Origin of the sequence: Nakamurella multipartita DSM 44233 (assembly GCF_000024365.1) — a bacterium.
Classification (GTDB): Bacteria; Actinomycetota; Actinomycetes; order Mycobacteriales; family Nakamurellaceae; genus Nakamurella; species Nakamurella multipartita.
In genome coordinates this window covers 4,315,293-4,334,267 of the sequence record NC_013235.1, presented here as the reverse complement: position 1 = coordinate 4,334,267, position 18,975 = coordinate 4,315,293, and the positions used below count along the sequence as shown (strand labels likewise).

The window sequence follows — 18,975 nt, the reverse complement described above, 5'->3', positions numbered from 1 at the left end:
ATGACCGCGACACCCCCCGCTCCGAGCGTGCTGCCCGGCCCGGGTGACCTGGTCGTGGCCGCCGGCGCCGGGGTGACCGGCCTGCCGGTGGTCCGCTACCTGGCCGCCCGCGGCGTGCGGGTGGTCGTCACCGCCAACCGGGCCGCCCCGGCCGAGCTGGCCGCCATCGCCGGCGACGTCACCTTCGCCGGCGACCTGGCCACCCCACCCGCCGGCACCACGCTGGTGATCACCTCGGCCGGCATCCCGCCGACCAACCCGCTGCTGGTGGCGGCCGCCGCCGCCGGCATCGAGGTCATCGGCGAGGTGGAGCTGGCCTGGCGGATCGACCACGACGGCCCGGCGGGCGGCCAGACTGCACCGCGACCGTGGCTGGTGGTGACCGGCACCAACGGCAAGACCACCACCACCGGCATGCTCGAATCGATCCTGCGGGCCGCCGGCCGGACGGTGACCGCCTGCGGCAACATCGGCTGGCCGGTGCTGGCGGCCGTGCTGGCCGGCGGCCGCGACGCCCTGGACGACACCCCGCGGCAGGACGTGATCGCGGTCGAACTGTCCAGCTTCCAGCTGCACTGGGCGCCGAGCCTGCGGCCGCGGGCCGGGGTGGTGCTCAACCTGGCGGAGGACCACCTGGACTGGCACGGTTCGATGGCCGCCTACGGCGCCGACAAGGCCCGCGCGCTGGCCGGCGAGATCGCCCTGGCCGTCGTCGACGACTCCGGTGCGGCCGGCCTGCTGGCCGGCGCCGGAGCGCCACGGCGGATCCCGATCACCGCGGCCGCGCCGGTCGCCGGTCGCCTGGGCCTGGCCGACGGCTGGCTCGTCGATCACGCGTATGCCGCCTCGGCGCAGCGGCTGGCCGCGGCCGAGGCGGTCCGCCCGCCCGGGGCGCACAACCTGACCAACGCGCTGGCCGCCGCCGGGCTGGCCCTGGCCGCCGGCGTCCCGGCGCAGGCGGTGGCCACCGGGCTGGCCGCGTTCGCGCCGGGCGGGCACCGCAACGTGCTGGTCACCCAGCGGGCCGGTGTGCGTTACGTCGACGACTCCAAGGCGACCAACCCGCACGCCGCGCTGGCCTCGCTGCTGGCCTACCCGCGGGTGGTCTGGATCGCCGGCGGCCAGCTCAAGGGGGCGCAGGTCGACGAGCTGGTGCTGGCCGTGCGCGACCGGCTGGCCGGGGTGGTGTTGCTCGGGGTGGATGCCCCGGTGATCCACGCCGCGGTTTCCCGACACGCCCCCGATGTGCCGGTTCTGCCGGTGCCCGGGACGGACGATGACGTGATGCGCTCAGTGGTCTGCGCGGCCGCCCGGATGGCCGCACCCGGTGACGTGGTGCTGTTGGCCCCGGCCGCCGCGTCCCTGGACATGTTCAGCTCGTACGCGGCCCGCGGCCAGGCCTTCGCGGCCGCCGCGCTCGACCTGCCCGACCAGCCGTCGGCCGGGTCATCGGCGTGACCGTCACCGAGCCGGCGCGGAGCCGGACCGGGACGCGCAGCGGCAAGGCCACCTCGGGTCGATCGGGGCGCAAGGGCGGATCGGGGCGCACGGGCGGCCGGCTCCGCAGCACCGCCGGGTCGCTGCGCCGGGCCACCGTCGACTGGCTCGACCGCCCGATGACCTCGCTGCACCTGATCCTGGCCGTCTTCGCGTTGATGCTGGGCATCGGTCTGCTGATGGTGCTCTCGTCCTCGGCGGTCACCTCGTACCGCAACGGCGGCTCCTCGTTCTCCACCTTCGCCAACCAGGCGACGTACGCGGCGATCGGCCTGATCGGCTTCTTCGCCACCCAGTACGTGCCGGTGCGGTTCCTCAAGTCGACCTCGCTGATCGCGGTGATCGTCTCCATCGCCCTGCTGGTGGCGGTGCTGATCCCGGGCATCGGCGCGTACGTCAACGGCGCCCGCAGCTGGATCCGGATCGGCGGCTTCCAGTTCCAGCCCAGTGAGATCGCCAAGCTGGCCCTGCTGCTGTGGATGGCCCAGGTGCTGGCCGCCCGCCGGTCCACCCTGGGTTCGCCCAAGGCCCTGCTCATCCCGGTGCTGCCGGTCTTCGGGCTGATGTGCGCGCTGATCATGATGCAGCCCGACCTGGGCACCACCGTCTCGCTGGCCATCGTCTTCATGGCCGTGCTGTTCTTCGCCGGCGCGCCGTGGTGGATGTTCGTCAGCCTGGCCGGCGTCGGCGTGGCCGGCATCTTCTACCTGGCCGTGTCGGCCAACTACCGGCTGGCCCGGCTGCTGTCGTTCATCAACCCCGAGGACCACCCGGACTCGAGCTACCAGCTGTTGCAGAGCCTGTACGGGATGGGCAACGGGGGCCTGTTCGGGGTCGGGCTCGGTCAGTCCCGGGCCAAGTGGAGCTACCTGCCCAACGCCGACTCCGACTTCATCTTCGCCATCATCGGCGAGGAGCTCGGCTTCATCGGCACCTTCCTGGTCGTGCTGCTGTTCGCGTTGCTGGCCTACACCGGGCTGCGCATCGCCCGGCGCAACTCCGACCCGTTCATCAAGATCGTCGCCTCGGCCGGCACGGTCTGGCTGGTCGGCCAGGCCTGCATCAACATCGGCTACGTGATCGGCCTGCTGCCGGTCACCGGCATCCCGCTGCCGATGATCTCGGCCGGCGGCACCTCGCTGCTGATCACCATGGTGGTCTTCGGCCTGCTGGCCAACTTCGCCCGCCGCGAGCGGGAGGCCGAGATTGCCCTGGCCGCCGCCGGTGGCGGCCGGCTGGCCCAGTTCCTCGGGCTCCGGCCGAACAGCACCGGCCCGCGCAAGCCGATGCTGCGCCGCCGGCGCCGCGCGGCCGCCCCCGCGCGCCAACCCCGCCCGGCCCCGCCCGGCGGACGGTCCGCGCCACGCGCGTCCGGACGCCCCCCGGCTGCGGCGGCGCGCCCGGCAGCGCCGGCGCCGCGCCCGACCGGCCGTTCGGCGGCTCCGCGCGGCACCACCGCCCGCTCGGCCGCCCACCGCACCACCGGTGGGTCGGCTCCCCGGGCGACCCCCCAGCCGGGCACCCGGTCGGCCCGGCCGACCCGCGACGGCCGTGACGGCCGGCCGGACAGCCGCCGGGGCGGCCGGTGAGCGGCGGCATCAGCGTGTTGCTGGCCGGCGGCGGCACCGCCGGGCACATCGAACCCGCGCTCGCGGTGGCCGACGCCCTGGTCGCGGCCGACCCGACGATCACCATCACCGCGCTGGGCACCGAGCGTGGACTGGAAACCAGCCTGGTACCCGACCGCGGGTACGAGCTGCGGCTGATCCCCGCGGTGCCGCTGCCGCGCAAGCCGTCGACGGATCTGCTGACCCTGCCCAGCCGGATGCACCGCGCGGTGCAGGCGACCCGCGCGGTGATGGCCGAGCGCAAGGTCGACGTGGTCGTCGGGTTCGGCGGGTACGTGGCCCTGCCGGCCTACCTGGCCGCGCGCAAGCGGGTACCGGTCGTCATCCACGAGGCCAACGCCCGGGCCGGACTGGCCAACAAGATCGGCTCCCGGTGGGCGAGTGCGGTCGCCGCGGCGGTCGACGGGTCGGGACTGCGCGGCGCCCAGGTGGTCGGCAACCCCGTCCGCCGCAGCCTGTCCGAGCTGGATCGGGCCGGCCTGCGGGCGTCGGCCCGGGAGTTCTTCGGGCTCGACCCGGACGCCCCGACCCTGCTGGTCTTCGGCGGCTCGCAGGGCGCCCAACGGATCAACGCGGCGATCAGCGAGGCGGCCCCGGACCTGGTCGGCGCCGGGATCGGGGTGCTGCACGCGCACGGCCGCAAGAACACGATCACCCTGCCCGAGCTGCCCGCCGGCCCGGCCTACGTGAGCGTGCCCTACCTGGACCGGATGGACCTGGCCTACTCGGCCGCGGACCTGGTGCTGGCCCGGTCGGGGGCGATGACCGTCGCCGAGATCGCCGCCGTCGGCCTGCCCGCGGTCTACGTGCCGCTCCCGCACGGCAACGGGGAGCAGCGACTCAACGCCTCCGGCCAGATCGCGGCCGGTTCCGCGATCATCATCGAGGACGCCGAGCTGGACCGGGCCACCGTGGTGTCCCGGGTGATCCCGCTGGCCGTGGACGGCATCGTGCGGGACGGGATGGCCGCCGCGGCGGCCGGCCTGGCCGCCGAGCGGGCCGACGAACGGGTGGCGGCCATGGTGCGGGACGCGGTCCGATGACGGGGTCGACCACGGCGCCGATGACCGACCTGGGCGTCTCGCTGGAACGCGCACACCTGGTCGGGGTGGGTGGCGCCGGGATGAGCGGCATCGCCCGGATCCTGGCCGACCGCGGGTTCGCCGTGTCCGGGTCCGACGCCCGCGACTCGCCCATGCTGGCCGGCCTGGCCGGGCGCGGTGTGCGCACCGCCGTCGGGCACGACTCCGCCAACCTGTCGCTGATCCCCGGGGGGCCGACCGCGGTCGTGGTCTCCACCGCCGTCCGGCCGGACAACCCCGAGGTCGTCGCCGCCCGCGCCGCCGGCATTGCGGTGGTCCGCCGGGCCGATGCGCTGGCCGCCCTGATGACCGATCGCCGGTCGGTGTGCGTGGCCGGCACCCACGGCAAGACCTCGACCACCTCCATGCTGACCGTCGCGCTGCAGCACGCCGGCCTGGACCCCTCGTTCGCGATCGGCGGCGAGCTGACCGGCTCCGGGCTGGGCGCGCACCACGGCCAGGGTGACGTGTTCGTCGCCGAGGCCGACGAGTCCGACGGCTCGTTCCTGTCCTTCAGCCCGCACGGCGCGATCGTCACCAACATCGAGCCGGACCATCTGGACCATCACGGCACCGCCGAGGCCTACACGGCCGTGTTCGACCAGTTCATCGAGCGGATCGAACCGGGCGGATTCCTGGTCATCTGCGCCGACGACCCCGGGTCGGCCGCGCTGGCGGCCCGGGTGCGGCTGCGCCGGCTGGTCACCTACGGGCGCGCCGCGGACGCCGTCGTCCGGCTGGCCGTCGACCCGGCATCGGACCCGGCCACCGGCGAGCCGGTGGTCACCCTGGCCGACGGCACCGCGGTGCCGCTGCGGCTCACCGTGCCCGGGGACCACATGCTGCTCAACGCGGTCGCCGCGCTGGCCGCCGGGGTCGAGCTCGGGGTGGACGCCGACCTGCTGGCCGCCGGGCTGGCCGGCTACACCGGGGTGCGACGCCGGTTCGAACTCAAGGGGGTCGCCGGCGGGGTCACCGTCTACGACGACTACGCCCACCACCCGACCGAGGTGGCCGCGCAGCTGGCCGCCGCCCGCGGGGTCGTGCCGGCCGACGGCCGGCTGGTCGTGGTGTTCCAGCCGCACCTGTACTCGCGGACCGCGACGTTCGCGACCGAGTTCGGTGCGGCCCTGGGCACCGCCGACCTGGTCGTGGTGCTGGACATCTACGGCGCCCGGGAAGATCCGCGGCCGGGGGTGACCGGCGAGCTGATCACCGCGGCCGTGCCGGCCGGTCCGGATGTGCGCTACCACCCCGAGCGGTCGACGGCGGCCCGCTTCGTCGCCGAGATCGTGCGGGCCGGGGACCTGGTGATCACCATGGGCGCCGGTGACGTGACCGCGATCGGGCCGCATCTGCTGGCGCTGCTGGCCGATCCGACCGCGCCCAGCACCGAGGGAGAGTGACCAGGTGAGTACGACCACCAGCCGCCCGACGGGGTCGAGCGCCGGGTCGTCCCGGGGCCGCGGTGGCCGCCGTGACCGCCGGGGTCGCCGCACCAAGCCGGCCGCGGCGGACAAGGCCGCGTCCACGCCCCGGCCGTCGGGTCGCCGGACCTGGCCGTGGGTGGTCGCCCTGGTCACCGTGCTGGCCGTGTTGGCCGGCTGTGTCTACGTGGTGTTCTTCAGCTCGATGCTCGCGGTCTCCACGGTCTCGATCACCGGCACCGACGACGCGCTGACCGCCAAGGTGCGGGCGGTGATCGACGATCCGGTCGGGACCCCGTTGGCCCGGGTCAACCTGGACGCGCTCGCGGCCCGGGTCGAAGGGGTGCCCGAGGTCGCCGCCGTCGAGGTGGCCCGCGACTGGCCGGACACCGTCTCGATCAGCGTGACTCCGCGGGTGCCGATCGCGGTCACCTCGGCCAACGGCCAGCTGTGGTTGCTGGACGCGGAGGGCGACCCGTACCTGACCGTCGATTCGCCGCCGCCGGGCCTGGTCACCGTGCAGCTGCCGACGCCGGGCCGCAACGACCCGTCGACCACGGCCGCCCTGTCGGTCGTCATGGCCCTGACGCCGGAGTTCAAGTCGCAGGTGGCAGTGCTGTCCGCGCGCACCGAGTTCGACGTCGAACTGACCCTGATCGACCGCAAGAAGGTCATCTGGGGCGAGCCCACCGACAACGCCAAGAAGATGCAGATGCTGCCGGCGCTGCTGGCCGCGCGCGACGGCACCGAGTACGACATCACCGACCCGACGTTGGCCACCGTCCGCTAGGCCCGGCCACACCCCCGCGCCCCCACCCAGGCGCCGCCCCCACCCCACCCGGGCGCCGCCCCCCACCCCGCCCCCGCCCGGCGCCGACTTGCCACAAACGCACCGCCGGAGCGCCTGCGGCGGTGCGTATGAGGCAAGTCAGCGGTCGAGGGGGGTGTCGGGCGTGCCGTCCGGCGCGATCACCACCCGGTCGCCGACGCGCCGCAGAGTCGGAGCGGGACCCGGCGCGAGCCGCCGGGCTCGGGTGGCCCGAAAGAGGAAGCTGTCCTGATGGGCCGGTTCGTAGTCGAAGTCGACAACGTCGCCGGCGTCCAGGGCGCGATACCCGTCGCTCTCGATCACCGAGAAGTGCACCCAAGCGTCGCTCCCCTCCGGCAGGGCGTCGGATGTGATAGCCCCCCAGCCCTTGTCGGGCTTGAAGAACTTGACGAATCCGCGGGCCATCGGATCACGGTAGGAGGGCCGCCCGCCCGGCGCCACCCCGCACCCCGGCGCGCGCCCGGCCCGGCGTCGACTTGCCACAAACGCACCGCTGGAGCGCCTGCGGCTGGTGCGTTTGAGGCAAGTCGGCCGTCGAGGGGGTCCGGATGAGGCAAGTCGGCGGGCGAAAAGGGGGGTCAGGCGGCCAGGAACAGGGCCAGGACCGCGGTGTCGGCGTCGTCGAACGGGTTGATGCCGGCCCGGCTGACCATGCTGGTGATGTTGCCGCGGTGGTCGGCCTCGACCCAGGCGGCGCGGTGATCCAGACCCAGATGCGGGATGCCGGGCAGGAGCACGCAGCCGGAGGCGACCTCGTCCTGCTCGGGCAGTGACGGGCGGATCTCGTTCGGCGGATGCAGCACGATCAGGCCGGGTGGTTGATGTTCGGCGAACTGGCCGGGCAGCACCGCGTTCTCGCCGACCACCGGACCCTCGGCCAGCACCAGTCCGACGGTGCCCGGGGCGGGTTCGTCCGGCAGTTCCTCACGGACCCGGAACACGGTGCTGGTAGGCAACATCCCGGGCACGCTGGCCACCCGGACCGCGAGCAGCAGGAAGCGCGCCCATTCGACCGTGTTCGCCGGCCAACGGCCGGACACCAGGAAACCGCTGAGCAGCCCTTCGGCGTGGAAGGGCGAGACTTCGACCGAAATTCTCTCTCCGTCACCCATGTCGACCTCCCGTGTTGGCCGGCCCGCCGGATGGCCCATGGTGAATCACACGCCTGTTAGCACACAAGACCCCCTGAGTGCTAAGGACTTTCGAGATGACGTGCAGGTCACAGGGCGATGACGAAAAGAGCCGGCCCGGCCCTCGGCAGATACACCCGGTGTTGCAGTCGGGTGACATCGGCGTTGTCGAGGGACCGGGCCGGTGCGCGGGATCACAGGCCCGCGCGACTTCTGGCGCTGCGTGTTACCGCGAGCCGCGTACCCCGGTGCGCCGGCCGTAGAGGCTGGCCACCACGGCGACGGCGATGACCGCGACGATCAGCTGCACGATCAGTTCCAGCCAGTCGATGCCGCTGGTCTGGGTCGGGATGCCCAGGGCGCGGGCCAGGAACGTGCCGACCAGCGCGGCGATGATGCCGACCACGATGGTCAGCCAGATCGGGATGTTCTGCTTGCCGGGCAGCAGCAGCCGACCCAACGCGCCGATGATGGCGCCGATGATGATGGCCGAGATGATTCCGGTGACGGTCATAATGTCCTCCAAAGTCGGCGGAGCGCCTCGCCCCACCGCAGGCCATGTTCACCGCGGACGGCCCGGCGAAACCGATGTCGGATCAATCACCCACACTGGCCCGGTGACCTATCCCGAGGATTTCCCCGTGCCCACCGACTCCGGGGGCCCCGGCGCCGGCTCATTGCTGGGCGGATTCGGCGGCAACCCGCAGACCGACCGGGCGGCGCACCGGGTCGTGGTCGCCGAACGGGGCCTCGCTCCGGTGCTGCTGGTGCACGGCAACGGGGGAGCGGCCGATGTCCGGCCCTGGGACCTGTTGGACCAGCGCCGCTTTCTGCGCGCCGCGGGGTACGCCGACGAGATCATCTGGGCGCCGAGTTACCTCGGTCCGGGGACGGTCGACCTGCAGACCCCGCACACCGACAACGTCGATGATCTGCGCGATTTCCTCGAAGCGGTCTGCCGCTACCTGGACGTCGCGGTCGTCGACGTCATCGCGCATTCGCTGGGCTGCACGCTGACCTACGCGGTGGCCCGTGGACTCCGCCGGCAGAACGCGCCGATCGTCTGGGACCAGCCCCCGCGCTGGCGGCGCCTGGGCACCTTCGTTGCGCTGGCCGGCGCGTTCCACGGACTGAGCGCCGGGTCGATCGGCGAGTGGCGCACGGGCGGCGGGTTCATGACCGAGCTGCTCGCCGAGACCGCCGGCGGGGGCGGTGAAACACCCTTCGGCGCGGGGGATCCGCCCACCGACGGGGCGCCGCCGCACACCATCACCTACTTCTGTGCCACCGCGGCCGGCGACTTCGTGGACGCGCAGAACCCGGGCACCGGCCGATTGGCCGGAGCGGTCAACCGCTCCTACAACCTGGGTTCGGGCACCCAGGGGCATCAGGCGATCAAGGAGAGTCAGGCGGTCTTCGACGACTTCCGGCCGCTGCTCAACTCCGTCCCGCCGGTTCCGCCGGCCGCGGTGATGCTGCAACCACCCTCGGGTGCCCAGTCGCCGGGGGTACGGATCACAGCGACGATCACCGGACGGTCCGACCCCGCCGCCCCGATCGTCCTCACCGCCGAGCGGGTCAGCACCGCCTTCGTCAACGGCTACCTGGTGCCCACCGTCGAGCAGACGGTGACCGTCACCGGGCCCGACGGTGCCGGGATCACCCTGGACGAGGCGGGCGGGTGGGAGGTGACCGCCACCGCCACCGGCGCCACCCCCGGCCGCGGCACGTACTGGGTCGGGGTCGAGCCGGTGGCGGTCACCATCGTTACCGACAACGCCGACCCGTTCGACGACAGCCTGCTCGTCACCGCCCTGCCCTCCAGCGTCGCCGCGACCGTCTATCACTCGCTCGACGGTCAACGCTGGAGCGTCGGCGCCTCGGTGGTCCTCGACCGGGACGCGGTCGTCTCCTTCGTCGCCATCGACCCGGATGGGCTGGCCTCGCCGGTCGCGACCCGGTCGTTCACCAAGCGCATCCCGTGGGACGACCAGGCCAGCGGCACCGTCATCGACCATTTCGTCGCCGGCCGCATCGACGTCGACGAGTTCCTGGCCTACTCGAGTCAGTTCGGCTTCTTCACCGCGTTCACCTTGTATCTGGTCGCCGGGGACTGGGTGCTCGACCCGGCCCGGCCGGCACCCGCGGTGAGCGGGGCCCCGCGCCCGCCAGCCGCCGCCCAGCGCCCCACCCAGATCACCTTCGACGACGTTGCGCCCGGCTCGCAGGTCCGCTACACCCTGGACGGCAGCGTGCCCACGGACACCTCACCGGAGTGGACGGGCATCCCGGTGGCCGTACCGCCGGGCCCGGTCCCGGTCGTGGTGGCCAGACGCACCACCGCCGCGGACGGCCGGGTGCACTACACGGCCCTGCCGATTCCGGGCTCCATCCCCGACGCCTGAACCCCATGTCTGAACCACACATCGACGCGATCCGCGGATGTGTGAGCCGACCATATGAGCACGGGAGGCACGGGCCTACGCTCATCGTCATGACACAGCCGTCCATGAACCAGTCGCGACCCCTGGCCGGCCGCACCGCCCTCGTCACCGGGGCGGCCAGCGGCATCGGCCGGGCCATCACCGAGCGTTTCCTCCAGGACGGCGCCCAGGTGGTGGCGGTCGACCGTGACGCCGAGCGGCTCGGCAAGATGTGCGCGGACACCGGCGCGACTCCACTGGTCATCGACCTGTCCGACATCGCCGGGCTGCCGGCGGCCATCGCCGACGTCGCCCCGACGGTGGACGTCCTGGTCAACGACGCCGGCATCCAGCATGTGGAACGGATCGAGGACTTCCCGATCGAGACCTTCGAGACGATCCTGAAGATCATGCTCACCGCCCCGTTCGTGCTCACCCGGGCCGTGCTGCCGGGGATGTACGAGCGCGGCTGGGGCCGGATCATCAACGTCTCCTCCGCGCACGGCCGGCGGGCCAGCCCGTTCAAGTCGGCCTACGTCACGGCCAAGCACGGCCTGGAAGGGCTGAGCAAGGTCATCGCCCTGGAGGGCGCCGCCAAGGGCGTCACCAGCAACTGCATCAACCCCGGTTACGTGCGAACCCCGTTGGTGGAAAAGCAGATCACCAATCAGGCGGCCGTGCACGACCTGCCCGAGGACGAGGTACTGGCCAAGATCATCCTGACCTCGTCGCCGGTCAAGCGGCTGATCGAGCCGGAAGAGGTGGCGGCCGCCGCCGCGTTCCTGTGCACGCCGGCCTGCAACTCGATGACCGGCTCGGACCTGGTGCTCGACGGCGGTTGGGGCGCCCGCTGACCGCCCCGGGCAGCGCCCACCTGGGCGCCACGGACGGGGTCGCGTACCTGCTGGATCTGCTGGCCCGGGACGCCTCCGCGGTCGAATTCGAGCGCCCGGTCGTCGAGGCCCGCACCGCCGGGTTGCCGGCCGCCGACATCGACGCGCTGGAACGGGCCAAGCAGGTCGCCCTGGGCGTGCGCGAGCAGTTGCAGTCGCATCGCCGCCGCGAGGCCGAGCTGGCCGCCCTGTTCCAGACGGCCTCCGATCTGGCCGCTTTGTCCAGCGTCGACGACGTCCTGGCCGCCATCGTGCGGCGGGCGCGGGCCCTGCTCGGCCGGGACACCGCCTACCTGTGCCTGAACGACGACGAGCGCGGCGACACCTACATGCGGGTGACCGACGGGTCGGTGTCGGCCGAGTTCCAGGCGGTTCGGTTGCCCTTGGGTGGTGGCCTGGGCGGGCTCGTCGCCCAGCAGGGTGTGCCGATCGCCTCGGCGGACTACTTTTCCGACAGCCGGTTCCACCATCTGAACACGATCGACTCGGCCGTCCGGTCCGAGGGCCTGGTGTCCATCCTCGGGGTGCCGCTCAAGCGCGGCGCCCAGGTCATCGGCGTGCTCTTCGCGGCCGACCGGCGGCGCCGGGCATTCTCCCGGGACGAGGTCGCGCTGCTGTCCTCGCTGGCCGCGCACGCCGCGGTGGCGCTGGACAATGCCCGGCTGCTGGCCGAGACCCGTTCCGCGCTGATCAGTTTGGAACGGGCCAATGATTCGTTGCGGGAGCAGAGCCGGGATACCGAGCTGGCCGTGATCGCGCACGACCGGTTGGCCGAGCTCGTGCTACGCGGCGGCGGCGTCGCCGAGGTGGCCGCCGAGCTGGCCGATGTGCTCGGCGGCTCGGTGGAACTGCAAGGGCCGACGGAGATGTCGATCCCGCTGGCGCCGGGGCAGTGCTCCGTGCCGGTGGCCACCGGATCGGAGCTGCTGGGTCGGCTGGTGCTCACCCGGCCGAGCCAGACCCGCGCGGCCGACCTGCGCGTGCTGGAACGCGGCGCGGTGGTGACCGCGCTGCTGCTGCTGTTCAACCGGCACCTGGCCGAGATGGCCAACCGCGGGCGGCGGGATCTGCTGGAGGACCTGCTCACCGGTTCGGTCACCGATGCCGACGAGATCAGTGCCCGCGCCGCCCATCTGGACGCCGACCTGACCGGCGAGCTGGTCGTCGTGGTCTGCGCGGTGCCCCGGCACCGGGTCGACTCCGAGCAGGCGGCCGCGTTCTACGCCGGGCAACGCCGCGGTCTGTCGGCCCGGCTGGACGGGCACCTGGTGCTGCTGGTCCCCGGGACCGATCCGGGGGCGGCCGCCCGGGAGGCGGCCACCGGTCTGGCCCGGGTGCTCGGCGGACCGGTCACTGCGGCGGGGGAGCAGGTGGCCGCCGGCCCCTCCCGCGGGGCCGAGCTGGTGCGCGCGCACCGGTCCGCCCGCCAGGGGCTGGCCGCCATGCTGGCGCTGGGCCGGGAGGGTCAGGGGGCAACGACCGCGGACCTGGGCTTCGTCGGGGTGCTGCTGTCCGCCGGTGACTCCGGCGCCCGCTTCGTGCAGGACACCCTGGGCCCGGTGCTGGACTACGACGCGGCCCGCGGGTCCGACCTGGCCGCCACCCTGGACGCCTGGTTCGGCGAGGGTGGGCATCTGGGCCGTACCGCCGCCGCCCTGCACCTGCACCCGAACACCGTGGGGCAGCGACTGTCCCGGGTCGCCACCCTGCTGGGCGACGACTGGAGGAACCCCGACCGGGCGCTGCAGGTGCAGCTGGCCCTGCAGTTGCGCAAGCTGCTGCCGGCCTGACCCGACTCGCCCGGAAGGGGAACGATGTTCGCCACGGTGGCCGCCAGCGTGGCCGAACGACGGGCCCGTCGCCCGGGCGACGATCTGGTCGACCCCGCCGACGTGGTGATGGACCGCGCGGTCACCTTCGACGCCGCACCCGAGGCCGTCTGGCCGTGGCTGGTGCAGTTGGGCAAGCACCGCGCCGGCTGGTACCTACCCCGCCGCGTCGAACGGTTCCTCCCCGCCGGCCGGCGCGCCACCCGGCAGATTCAGCCCCGATGGCAGCACCTGCAGGCCGGCGACATCATCCCCGACTACGGCGGCCGGCACGAGACCTTTCGGGTCGACCGCATTCACGCGCCGGATTCGATCGTCTACACCTCCCGGCGCGGACGGACCGACCTGAGCTGGTCCATCACGCTCGAACGGGAATCCGTGACGCCTGCACGCACCCGGGTCCACTTCCGCCTCCGGATGGCCCCGGTCAAGCACCGATGGCTGGCCACCACCGCCGGTGAATTCTTCGACGCCCTGACCATCGCCGGAGCGGCCGCCGGGCTCACCGAGCGGCTCCGCGACGCCCGGCCACCCACCGCCTGACCCGCCCGCCGATCGCGGCCAGACCGCCCGGGGCGAAGTACACGACGAGCACGAACAGCAGCCCCAGCACGAACACCGGCTGGCTCAGCGGCACCCGCAGGACCGCGGGCAGGTCCGCGATGGTCGAGGACGTGGACAGCTCCTGCAGGCGGTTGTCCAGCAGCACGTAGACGACGCCGCCGATGACCGCGCCCCACCGGCTGCCGGCGCCCCCCAGCACCACCATGATCAGCAGCGACAGGGTCAGCTCGGTGGACAGCAGGTGCGGGTTGGCCCCACCGACGATGATCAACTGGACGAAACCGCCGAGCGTGCCGAGGAATCCGGCGACCACCACCGCGGTCAACTTGGTCCGGTAGGCCGACATGCCCAGCACCTCGACCCGGTCCTCGTTCTCCCGCACGGCCGCCCAGGCGTGCCCGGTCCGTGCGGTGGTCAACCAGAGCACCACCAGCACGCACAGCACCAGGAAGCCCAGGGCCAGCCAGTACCGGTACGGCGCGTTGACCACCCCGGACAGGAACGCCGGCAACGCCGACCGGTTCAGCGACAAGCCTTCCTCACCACCGGTGAGCCCGCCGGGGTTGCGGGCGGCGGTGATCGCCACCGCCTGCGCGAACGCCAGGGTGACCATCGCGAACGCGATTCCCTTGACCCGCAACGCGATCGCGCCGACCACCAGGGGCAGGGCGATCGCGCCGGCCAGCACGATCAGCACGGCCAGGCCCAGCGAGGCGCCCCAGGTGCCGAGGGCGATCGCGGCCAGGTACGCGCCGGTGCCGACGAACAGGGCGTGGCCGAAGGACAGCAATCCGGTCCGCCCGAACATCACGTCGTAGCTCAGGGCGATCCCGGCCGTCACCAGGCACAGGGCCAGCAGCTGCATGGAGCCGGGAGAGTTCACCACCCCGGGCAGCACGCCCGGCACCGAGAACCGCATCCAGGGCAGGAAGATCAGCAGCGCCAGCACGGCCACCGGGATCACCACCGGCAGCCAGCGCCGCCAGCCGGAGCGTCCCGGGGCGGCCGAGCCGGTGGCCTTCGCGGCCCGGTCGGTCAGTTTCTGCGCGAGATCGGTCATGCCGTCCTGCCCGTCAATCCGGCCGGGCGGACCAGCAGCACCGCCGCGAGTAGCAGCACCACCGACACGTCACCGATCCCGGAACCCACGTAGTAGTTGGCCATCTGCTGCACCAGCCCGACCAGCAGCGCCGCGATCGCGGTGCCGCCGATGGAGCCGAACCCGCCGATCACCACGACGATGAACGCGAAGATCAGCAGCGCCGTGCCCTGGCCCGGCGAGACCGAGCCCAGGTACACCGATCCGAGGACCCCGCCGAGGGCGGCCGCCGCCCCGCCCAGGGCGAACACCAGCGTGAAAGTGCGACGCACGTCGATGCCCAGCGCCTGCACCATGGTCCGGTTCTCCACCCCGGCCCGGATCACCAGGCCGATCCGGGTGTACTTGAGCAGGGCGAGCAGGCCGGCCAGCAGCAGCCCGGCCGCCACGATGAGCAGGAACCGGTCGTTGGGGATCGCCGCACCGAACAGGTCGGTGGTCTGCCGGGTCCATTCCGGCCGGGCGAACGGCTGCGGGTCGGCCCCCCAGATGCCGGTGAACAGGGCGACCGCCATCAGGCCCAGCCCGACGGTCACCAGCACCTGCTCGATGTGCCGCTGGTACAGCGGGCGGATCAAGCAGAACTCCACCGCCGCACCGATGATCGCGCCGACCACCATGCCGATGACCACCGACAGCGGGAACGCCCAGCCACCCAGCCCGGACAGCCGGCCCATCGCCACCCACGCCGCGTAGGCGCCGGCGGTGAGAAAGGCGCCGTGCGCGAAGTTCAGCACGTGCATCAGGCCGTAGATCAGCGACAGCCCCGACGCCACCAGGAAGTACAGGGCGCCCAGGCCGACGCCGGTGACCAGGATCAGGACCATGGTGCTCATCTCGTCGCCTTCCCGGGGTCGGGCACGGCCGCGGACACGCCCAGCAGCGAGTCCAGCAGCGTCTCGTCGGCCATCAAGTCGGCAGCCGGGGAGCGGTGCACCACCCGGCCGGTGTCCAGCACGATCGCGTCGCGGGCGATCCGCCGGACCAGCGGCAGGTTCTGCTCGACCAGCAGGACGGTGGTGCGCTCGGCGATCCGGGTCAGCGCGTCGCCGACCTGCTCGACCAGCTTGGGCGCCAACCCCTTCGTCGGTTCGTCGACCAGCAGCAGCCGGGCCGGGTTGAGCATCACCCGGGCCAGCGCGACCATCTGCTGCTGGCCGCCGGACAGCGTTCCGGCCCGCTGCTTGCGCCGCTCCAGCAGTTCGGGAAACAGGTCGTGCACGGTGTCGTAGTCGGGGTCAACACCCGGTTGTTCGGCCAGTTCCAGATTCTGGGCCACGGTCAGGCCGGCGAACACGTCCCGGTCCTCGGGCACGTAGCCGATGCCGGCCCGCACGATCTTGTGGGTGGGTTGCCCGGCGATGTCACGGCCGTCGAACTCGATGGTGCCGGTGGCCGGCACGATACCCAGGATCGCCTTGAGCGTGGTCGACTTGCCCACGCCGTTGCGGCCCAGCAGCGCGGTCACCCCGCCCTCGGCCACCTCAAGATCGATGCCGTGCAGGATGTGCGACCCGGCGATGCGCACGGAGACATCCGAGAGACGAAGAATCACAGGGCATCTCCCAGGTAGGCCCGGCGTACCTCGGGGTTCGCGGTCACCTCGGCGGGCGTGCCGACGGCGAGCAACCGGCCGTGGTGCAGCACCGCGATCCGATCGGCCAGGCCCAGCACCACGTGCATGTGGTGCTCCACCATGCACACGGTGACCCCGTCCCGGTTGAGATCGGCGATCAACTGCACCAACGACGGCACGTCCTCCATGGCCACGCCGGCCATCGGCTCGTCCAGCAGCAGCACGCTCGGCCGCCGGGCCATGGCCACGGCCAGCTCCAGCTTGCGCTTGTCGCCGTGCGAGAGGGCGGCGGTCGGCCAGGCGCTGCGGGCGGCCATACCGACCCGCTCCAGCAGCTGCATGGCCTGGTCGATCACCGACCGGGAGCTGGCCCGCCGGAACGGGTTCAGCGCCCCGGGCGCGGCCGATTGGACCGCGAAACAGACGTTCTGCACCGTGGTCAGCCCGTTGAACAGCGAGGACGTCTGGAACGTCCGGCCCATGCCGGCCCGGGCCCGGTGCCGCACCGACAGGCCGGTGACATCCCGTCCATCGAGCCGGATCTGCCCGGCGGTGGGCCGGGCCACCCCGGAGATCATGTTCACCAGCGTGGATTTGCCGGCTCCGTTGGGTCCGATGATGGCCAGCAGCTCGCCGCGGGCAATCGTCAGGTCGATCTCGGTCAGGATCTGGGCGCCGCCGACGGCGAAGCCGAGCTCGCCGACCTGGACGGCCGGCGCGTCGGTCGGGCTCACTTGAAGGGCGTCGCGGCCGGGGCGGTGTCCGCCGGTGCCAGCTCCTTGACCAGTTCGGGGGTCAGCGTGCCGTTCACATCGGCCAGCTTGGTCTGGAACATTGGCTGCAGCATCGCGTGATCCTCGGCCCGGATCGTGGTGGTGCCCTTGGGACCCTCGAACTCCCAGCCCTCCAGCGCCGTGATCATGCCGTCCACGTCGTCCGGCGACTCCTGCGCCGCCCGCACCACCATCAACGCCGCGTTGCAGCCGTCCGGCGAGAACAGATCCTGCGTCTTGCCTTCCGCGGTCAGCCCGGCGACCAGCGCCTGCTCCACCTCGTTGTCGGTGGCGCCGTCGAAGTAGTGGGCCAGCAGCGAGAGCTTGTCCGCGACCGGAGCGAAAACGGTGTGGGTGGGCTTGATGTCCAGACCGGTGACCACGGTGGTGCCGTCGAACGCGCCCTGCTGGCCCATCGCCTCCCACATCTGGGTGGCGTTGGTGCCGGCCCAGGCCACGAACAGCAGATCCGGGTCGGCGTCGGCGGCCTGCTTGGCGAACGGCACCAGGTCGGTCGCGGTCGCCGGCACCAGCAGCGGGGTGACGGTGGCCCCCTCGGCGCCGAAGACGGCCGAGGCCGCGGCCACGTTGGCCTGGCCGAACGCGCTGTCCTGGGCGAAGATCGTCACCTTCTTGCCCTGCAGATCGCCCACGAAGGACGCCGCGGTCGCAATGTCCTGGTACGTCTGGCGTCCCGAGCGGAACGTGTACTTGTTGACCCCGGTGATGGCGTCGGTGGCGGCCGGCCCGGAGATGAACAGCACCTGGTTCTCCTGGGCCAGCGGGGCGACCTGCAGGGCGACCCCGGACGAGGCGGACCCGGCCAGGATCTGGTAGCCCTGGCCGATGTAGTCGGTGGCCGCGGTGGTTGCCTTGGCCGGATCGCCGGCGTCATCGGCGGTGGCCACCGCGATCGGCCGGCCGTTCACCGCGCCGGTGCCGTTGGTGGCGTGGTCCAGGCACACGTTGAAGGCGTCCAGGTACATCTGCCCGTAGGACTGCAGCGGCCCCGACAGCGAGGTGACGACGCCGACCTTGATCGGTTCACCGGTGGCCGCCTGCGCGGAGGCGCCGGCCGAACCGCCGCCGGCCGCACTGGCGGCACTGGCCGCCGTGGTCGGCGACGAGGACGACGAACCGGGGCTGCCACACGCGGCCAGCAGCAGGCCGGTGGCCAGGGTGCCGGCTGCGATCCGGCCGGTCAATCGTCGGCGACTCATGATGAGGGTCCTCCTCGTCGAGGTGGTGGAACGGGGCTGGTCAGCGTGGTGACGCGGCGTGATCGCGAGGCGGGCCGGCGTCGGGCGAGAACATCGGTGAGCGGGTTCGGTCAGGACGCTACGCGGAGATCTACAACCGCCTATGTGTCCGGCCCACACACTTGATCAACCCGTAGTGGTGAATCGGACCAGGCGCGGCGACGGGGCCGGGTACGCCTGCGGCCATGAATTCACTGAGCGTCCGTGTGACAGAGCGGTTGACCGTGGCGTTAACTGCGCGGGTAGGGAAAGGTAAGTCGTACTCGAGTGGAGGTGAGGTGTGGATTGACCGTCTTCGCGCGCACCGCGGTGCACCAGGGTCGCCCTGACCGGGTCGACGCCTGTATCGCGTACCTGCGGGACACCGCGGTACCTGCCATTCTCGGCATGCCGACCTGCGTCGGGATGTCGGTGCTGGCGAGCCGAACCGATGGGCTGGCCATCATCAGCACGGCCTGGGAGACCAAGGCCGACATGCACGCCAGTGTGGTCAAGATCCGGCCGATCCGGGAGAAAACGGCCGAGGCGATCGGCGGCGGCACCGCCGAACTCGAGGAATGGCAGATCGCGGCCATGCACCGGCGCCAGCACGCCGGGCACCCGGTCTGTGCCCGGGTGATCTGGCTCCGCCTGGAGACCGCCGGGATCGACGATCTGGTGTCGGAGTTCAACACCGCCACCTTGCCGGCGTTGGACGCCACCCGAGGATTCTGTTCGACCAGCCTGATGATCAACCCGGACTGGCGTCGGGCGGCGGTGTCCATCGCCTACGAGAGCACCGAGGCCATGGACCGGCGGATCAACGGGGCCGAGGGCCGCCGGCTGCTGGAGTCCAACGTGATCCAGGTCCGTGAGTTCGACGAGGTCATGCCCCACCTGCGGGTCCCGGACCTCGCGTCCTACTGATCCACCCGTCCACCGAGCAGCCCGCCCACCGATCGGCGCCCACCGATCGGCCCGCCCACC

At 72.4% G+C, this 18,975-nt stretch carries 18 protein-coding genes; 10 read left to right on the top strand and 8 right to left on the bottom strand.

All coding sequences use genetic code 11. From position 1 onward, the window contains the following. The 5 genes from murD to NAMU_RS19410 are packed head-to-tail and all read left to right on the top strand — an operon-like array spanning position 1 to position 6,424. Complete coding sequence (murD, locus tag NAMU_RS19430; RefSeq protein WP_015749045.1) at positions 1-1,458, top strand: UDP-N-acetylmuramoyl-L-alanine--D-glutamate ligase; 1,458 nt, start codon at positions 1-3, stop codon at positions 1,456-1,458. After that, positions 1,455-3,086 carry a putative lipid II flippase FtsW gene (ftsW, locus tag NAMU_RS19425; protein ID WP_015749044.1) on the top strand — a complete coding sequence of 544 codons (1,632 nt, stop codon included), beginning with the start codon at positions 1,455-1,457 and terminating at the stop codon, positions 3,084-3,086. Before murD ends, ftsW begins: the two co-directional genes overlap by 4 nt. Beyond that, positions 3,083-4,168: an undecaprenyldiphospho-muramoylpentapeptide beta-N-acetylglucosaminyltransferase gene (murG, locus tag NAMU_RS19420; protein ID WP_015749043.1), complete on the top strand. Its 1,086-nt coding sequence runs from the start codon at positions 3,083-3,085 to the stop codon at positions 4,166-4,168. Before ftsW ends, murG begins: the two co-directional genes overlap by 4 nt. Further along, positions 4,165-5,613 (top strand): UDP-N-acetylmuramate--L-alanine ligase, encoded by a 1,449-nt coding sequence (murC, locus tag NAMU_RS19415; RefSeq protein WP_015749042.1) that lies wholly within the window; start codon positions 4,165-4,167, stop codon positions 5,611-5,613. The genes murG and murC overlap by 4 nt, the downstream gene beginning before the upstream one ends. Before the next feature lie 4 nt (positions 5,614-5,617). Beyond that, positions 5,618-6,424: a cell division protein FtsQ/DivIB gene (locus NAMU_RS19410; RefSeq protein ID WP_015749041.1), complete on the top strand. Its 807-nt coding sequence runs from the start codon at positions 5,618-5,620 to the stop codon at positions 6,422-6,424. A gap of 138 nt (positions 6,425-6,562) precedes the next feature. Here the strand turns inward: NAMU_RS19410 and NAMU_RS31930 are convergent, their stop codons facing one another. From NAMU_RS31930 to NAMU_RS19395, 3 genes are all read right to left on the bottom strand, one after another. Continuing rightward, entirely contained in the window at positions 6,563-6,868 is a 306-nt protein-coding gene (locus NAMU_RS31930) for a cold-shock protein (RefSeq protein WP_015749040.1), read from the bottom strand. A 173-nt stretch (positions 6,869-7,041) separates the two neighbouring features. Then, positions 7,042-7,575 (bottom strand): hypothetical protein, encoded by a 534-nt coding sequence (locus tag NAMU_RS19400; RefSeq protein WP_015749039.1) that lies wholly within the window; start codon positions 7,573-7,575, stop codon positions 7,042-7,044. Positions 7,576-7,819: 244 nt separating this feature from the next. Then, positions 7,820-8,107 carry a GlsB/YeaQ/YmgE family stress response membrane protein gene (locus NAMU_RS19395; protein WP_015749038.1) on the bottom strand — a complete coding sequence of 96 codons (288 nt, stop codon included), beginning with the start codon at positions 8,105-8,107 and terminating at the stop codon, positions 7,820-7,822. A gap of 103 nt (positions 8,108-8,210) precedes the next feature. On the opposite strand from NAMU_RS19395, the gene NAMU_RS19390 reads away from it, so the two are divergent. From NAMU_RS19390 to NAMU_RS19375, 4 genes are all read left to right on the top strand, one after another. After that, positions 8,211-9,998, top strand: a complete 1,788-nt coding sequence (locus NAMU_RS19390; protein WP_015749037.1) for a chitobiase/beta-hexosaminidase C-terminal domain-containing protein — start codon at positions 8,211-8,213, stop codon at positions 9,996-9,998. Positions 9,999-10,087: 89 nt separating this feature from the next. Continuing rightward, positions 10,088-10,870, top strand: a complete 783-nt coding sequence (locus NAMU_RS19385) for a 3-hydroxybutyrate dehydrogenase (RefSeq protein ID WP_015749036.1) — start codon at positions 10,088-10,090, stop codon at positions 10,868-10,870. A 20-nt stretch (positions 10,871-10,890) separates the two neighbouring features. After that, the gene (locus NAMU_RS19380) at positions 10,891-12,699 is read left to right on the top strand and encodes a helix-turn-helix domain-containing protein (RefSeq protein ID WP_041371047.1); all 1,809 of its coding nucleotides are present in this window, start codon (positions 10,891-10,893) and stop codon (positions 12,697-12,699) included. Between the two features lie 24 nt (positions 12,700-12,723). Further along, entirely contained in the window at positions 12,724-13,281 is a 558-nt protein-coding gene (locus NAMU_RS19375) for a hypothetical protein (RefSeq protein WP_015749034.1), read from the top strand. On the opposite strand, the gene NAMU_RS19370 is transcribed toward NAMU_RS19375, so the two are convergent. From NAMU_RS19370 to NAMU_RS19350, 5 genes are read right to left on the bottom strand one after another with little or no spacing between them, the layout of a single operon-like run. Next, positions 13,241-14,362 (bottom strand): branched-chain amino acid ABC transporter permease, encoded by a 1,122-nt coding sequence (locus tag NAMU_RS19370; protein ID WP_015749033.1) that lies wholly within the window; start codon positions 14,360-14,362, stop codon positions 13,241-13,243. The two genes, NAMU_RS19375 and NAMU_RS19370, sit on opposite strands and share 41 nt — an antisense overlap. Further along, positions 14,359-15,237: a branched-chain amino acid ABC transporter permease gene (locus NAMU_RS19365; protein WP_015749032.1), complete on the bottom strand. Its 879-nt coding sequence runs from the start codon at positions 15,235-15,237 to the stop codon at positions 14,359-14,361. The genes NAMU_RS19370 and NAMU_RS19365 overlap by 4 nt, the downstream gene beginning before the upstream one ends. Next, positions 15,234-15,956, bottom strand: a complete 723-nt coding sequence (locus tag NAMU_RS19360; protein WP_015749031.1) for an ABC transporter ATP-binding protein — start codon at positions 15,954-15,956, stop codon at positions 15,234-15,236. The genes NAMU_RS19365 and NAMU_RS19360 overlap by 4 nt, the downstream gene beginning before the upstream one ends. Further along, positions 15,953-16,711, bottom strand: a complete 759-nt coding sequence (locus NAMU_RS19355; RefSeq protein WP_015749030.1) for an ABC transporter ATP-binding protein — start codon at positions 16,709-16,711, stop codon at positions 15,953-15,955. Before NAMU_RS19355 ends, NAMU_RS19360 begins: the two co-directional genes overlap by 4 nt. Then, on the bottom strand, positions 16,708-17,970 hold the full coding sequence (locus tag NAMU_RS19350; RefSeq protein ID WP_015749029.1) for a substrate-binding domain-containing protein: 1,263 nt from the start codon (positions 17,968-17,970) through the stop codon (positions 16,708-16,710). Before NAMU_RS19350 ends, NAMU_RS19355 begins: the two co-directional genes overlap by 4 nt. 324 nt (positions 17,971-18,294) lie before the next feature. Here NAMU_RS19350 and NAMU_RS19345 point away from each other — a divergent pair, with 324 nt between their 5' ends. Beyond that, positions 18,295-18,915, top strand: coding sequence for a hypothetical protein (locus NAMU_RS19345; RefSeq protein ID WP_138180348.1), 621 nt, complete (start codon positions 18,295-18,297; stop codon positions 18,913-18,915). Positions 18,916-18,975 lie beyond the last annotated feature (60 nt).

Excerpts from the sequence above, each read along its gene's own strand:
- murD (WP_015749045.1), top strand. The coding sequence starts at position 1 with ATGACCGCGACACCCCCCGCTCCGAGCGTGCTGCCCGGCCCGGGTGAC.
- murC (WP_015749042.1), top strand. The coding sequence starts at position 4,165 with ATGACGGGGTCGACCACGGCGCCGATGACCGACCTGGGCGTCTCGCTG.
- NAMU_RS31930 (WP_015749040.1), bottom strand. The coding sequence starts at position 6,868 with ATGGCCCGCGGATTCGTCAAGTTCTTCAAGCCCGACAAGGGCTGGGGG.
- NAMU_RS19400 (WP_015749039.1), bottom strand. The coding sequence starts at position 7,575 with ATGGGTGACGGAGAGAGAATTTCGGTCGAAGTCTCGCCCTTCCACGCC.
- NAMU_RS19395 (WP_015749038.1), bottom strand. The coding sequence starts at position 8,107 with ATGACCGTCACCGGAATCATCTCGGCCATCATCATCGGCGCCATCATC.
- NAMU_RS19385 (WP_015749036.1), top strand. The coding sequence starts at position 10,088 with ATGACACAGCCGTCCATGAACCAGTCGCGACCCCTGGCCGGCCGCACC.
- NAMU_RS19375 (WP_015749034.1), top strand. The coding sequence starts at position 12,724 with ATGTTCGCCACGGTGGCCGCCAGCGTGGCCGAACGACGGGCCCGTCGC.
- NAMU_RS19370 (WP_015749033.1), bottom strand. The coding sequence starts at position 14,362 with ATGACCGATCTCGCGCAGAAACTGACCGACCGGGCCGCGAAGGCCACC.
- NAMU_RS19365 (WP_015749032.1), bottom strand. The coding sequence starts at position 15,237 with ATGAGCACCATGGTCCTGATCCTGGTCACCGGCGTCGGCCTGGGCGCC.
- NAMU_RS19350 (WP_015749029.1), bottom strand. The coding sequence starts at position 17,970 with ATGAGTCGCCGACGATTGACCGGCCGGATCGCAGCCGGCACCCTGGCC.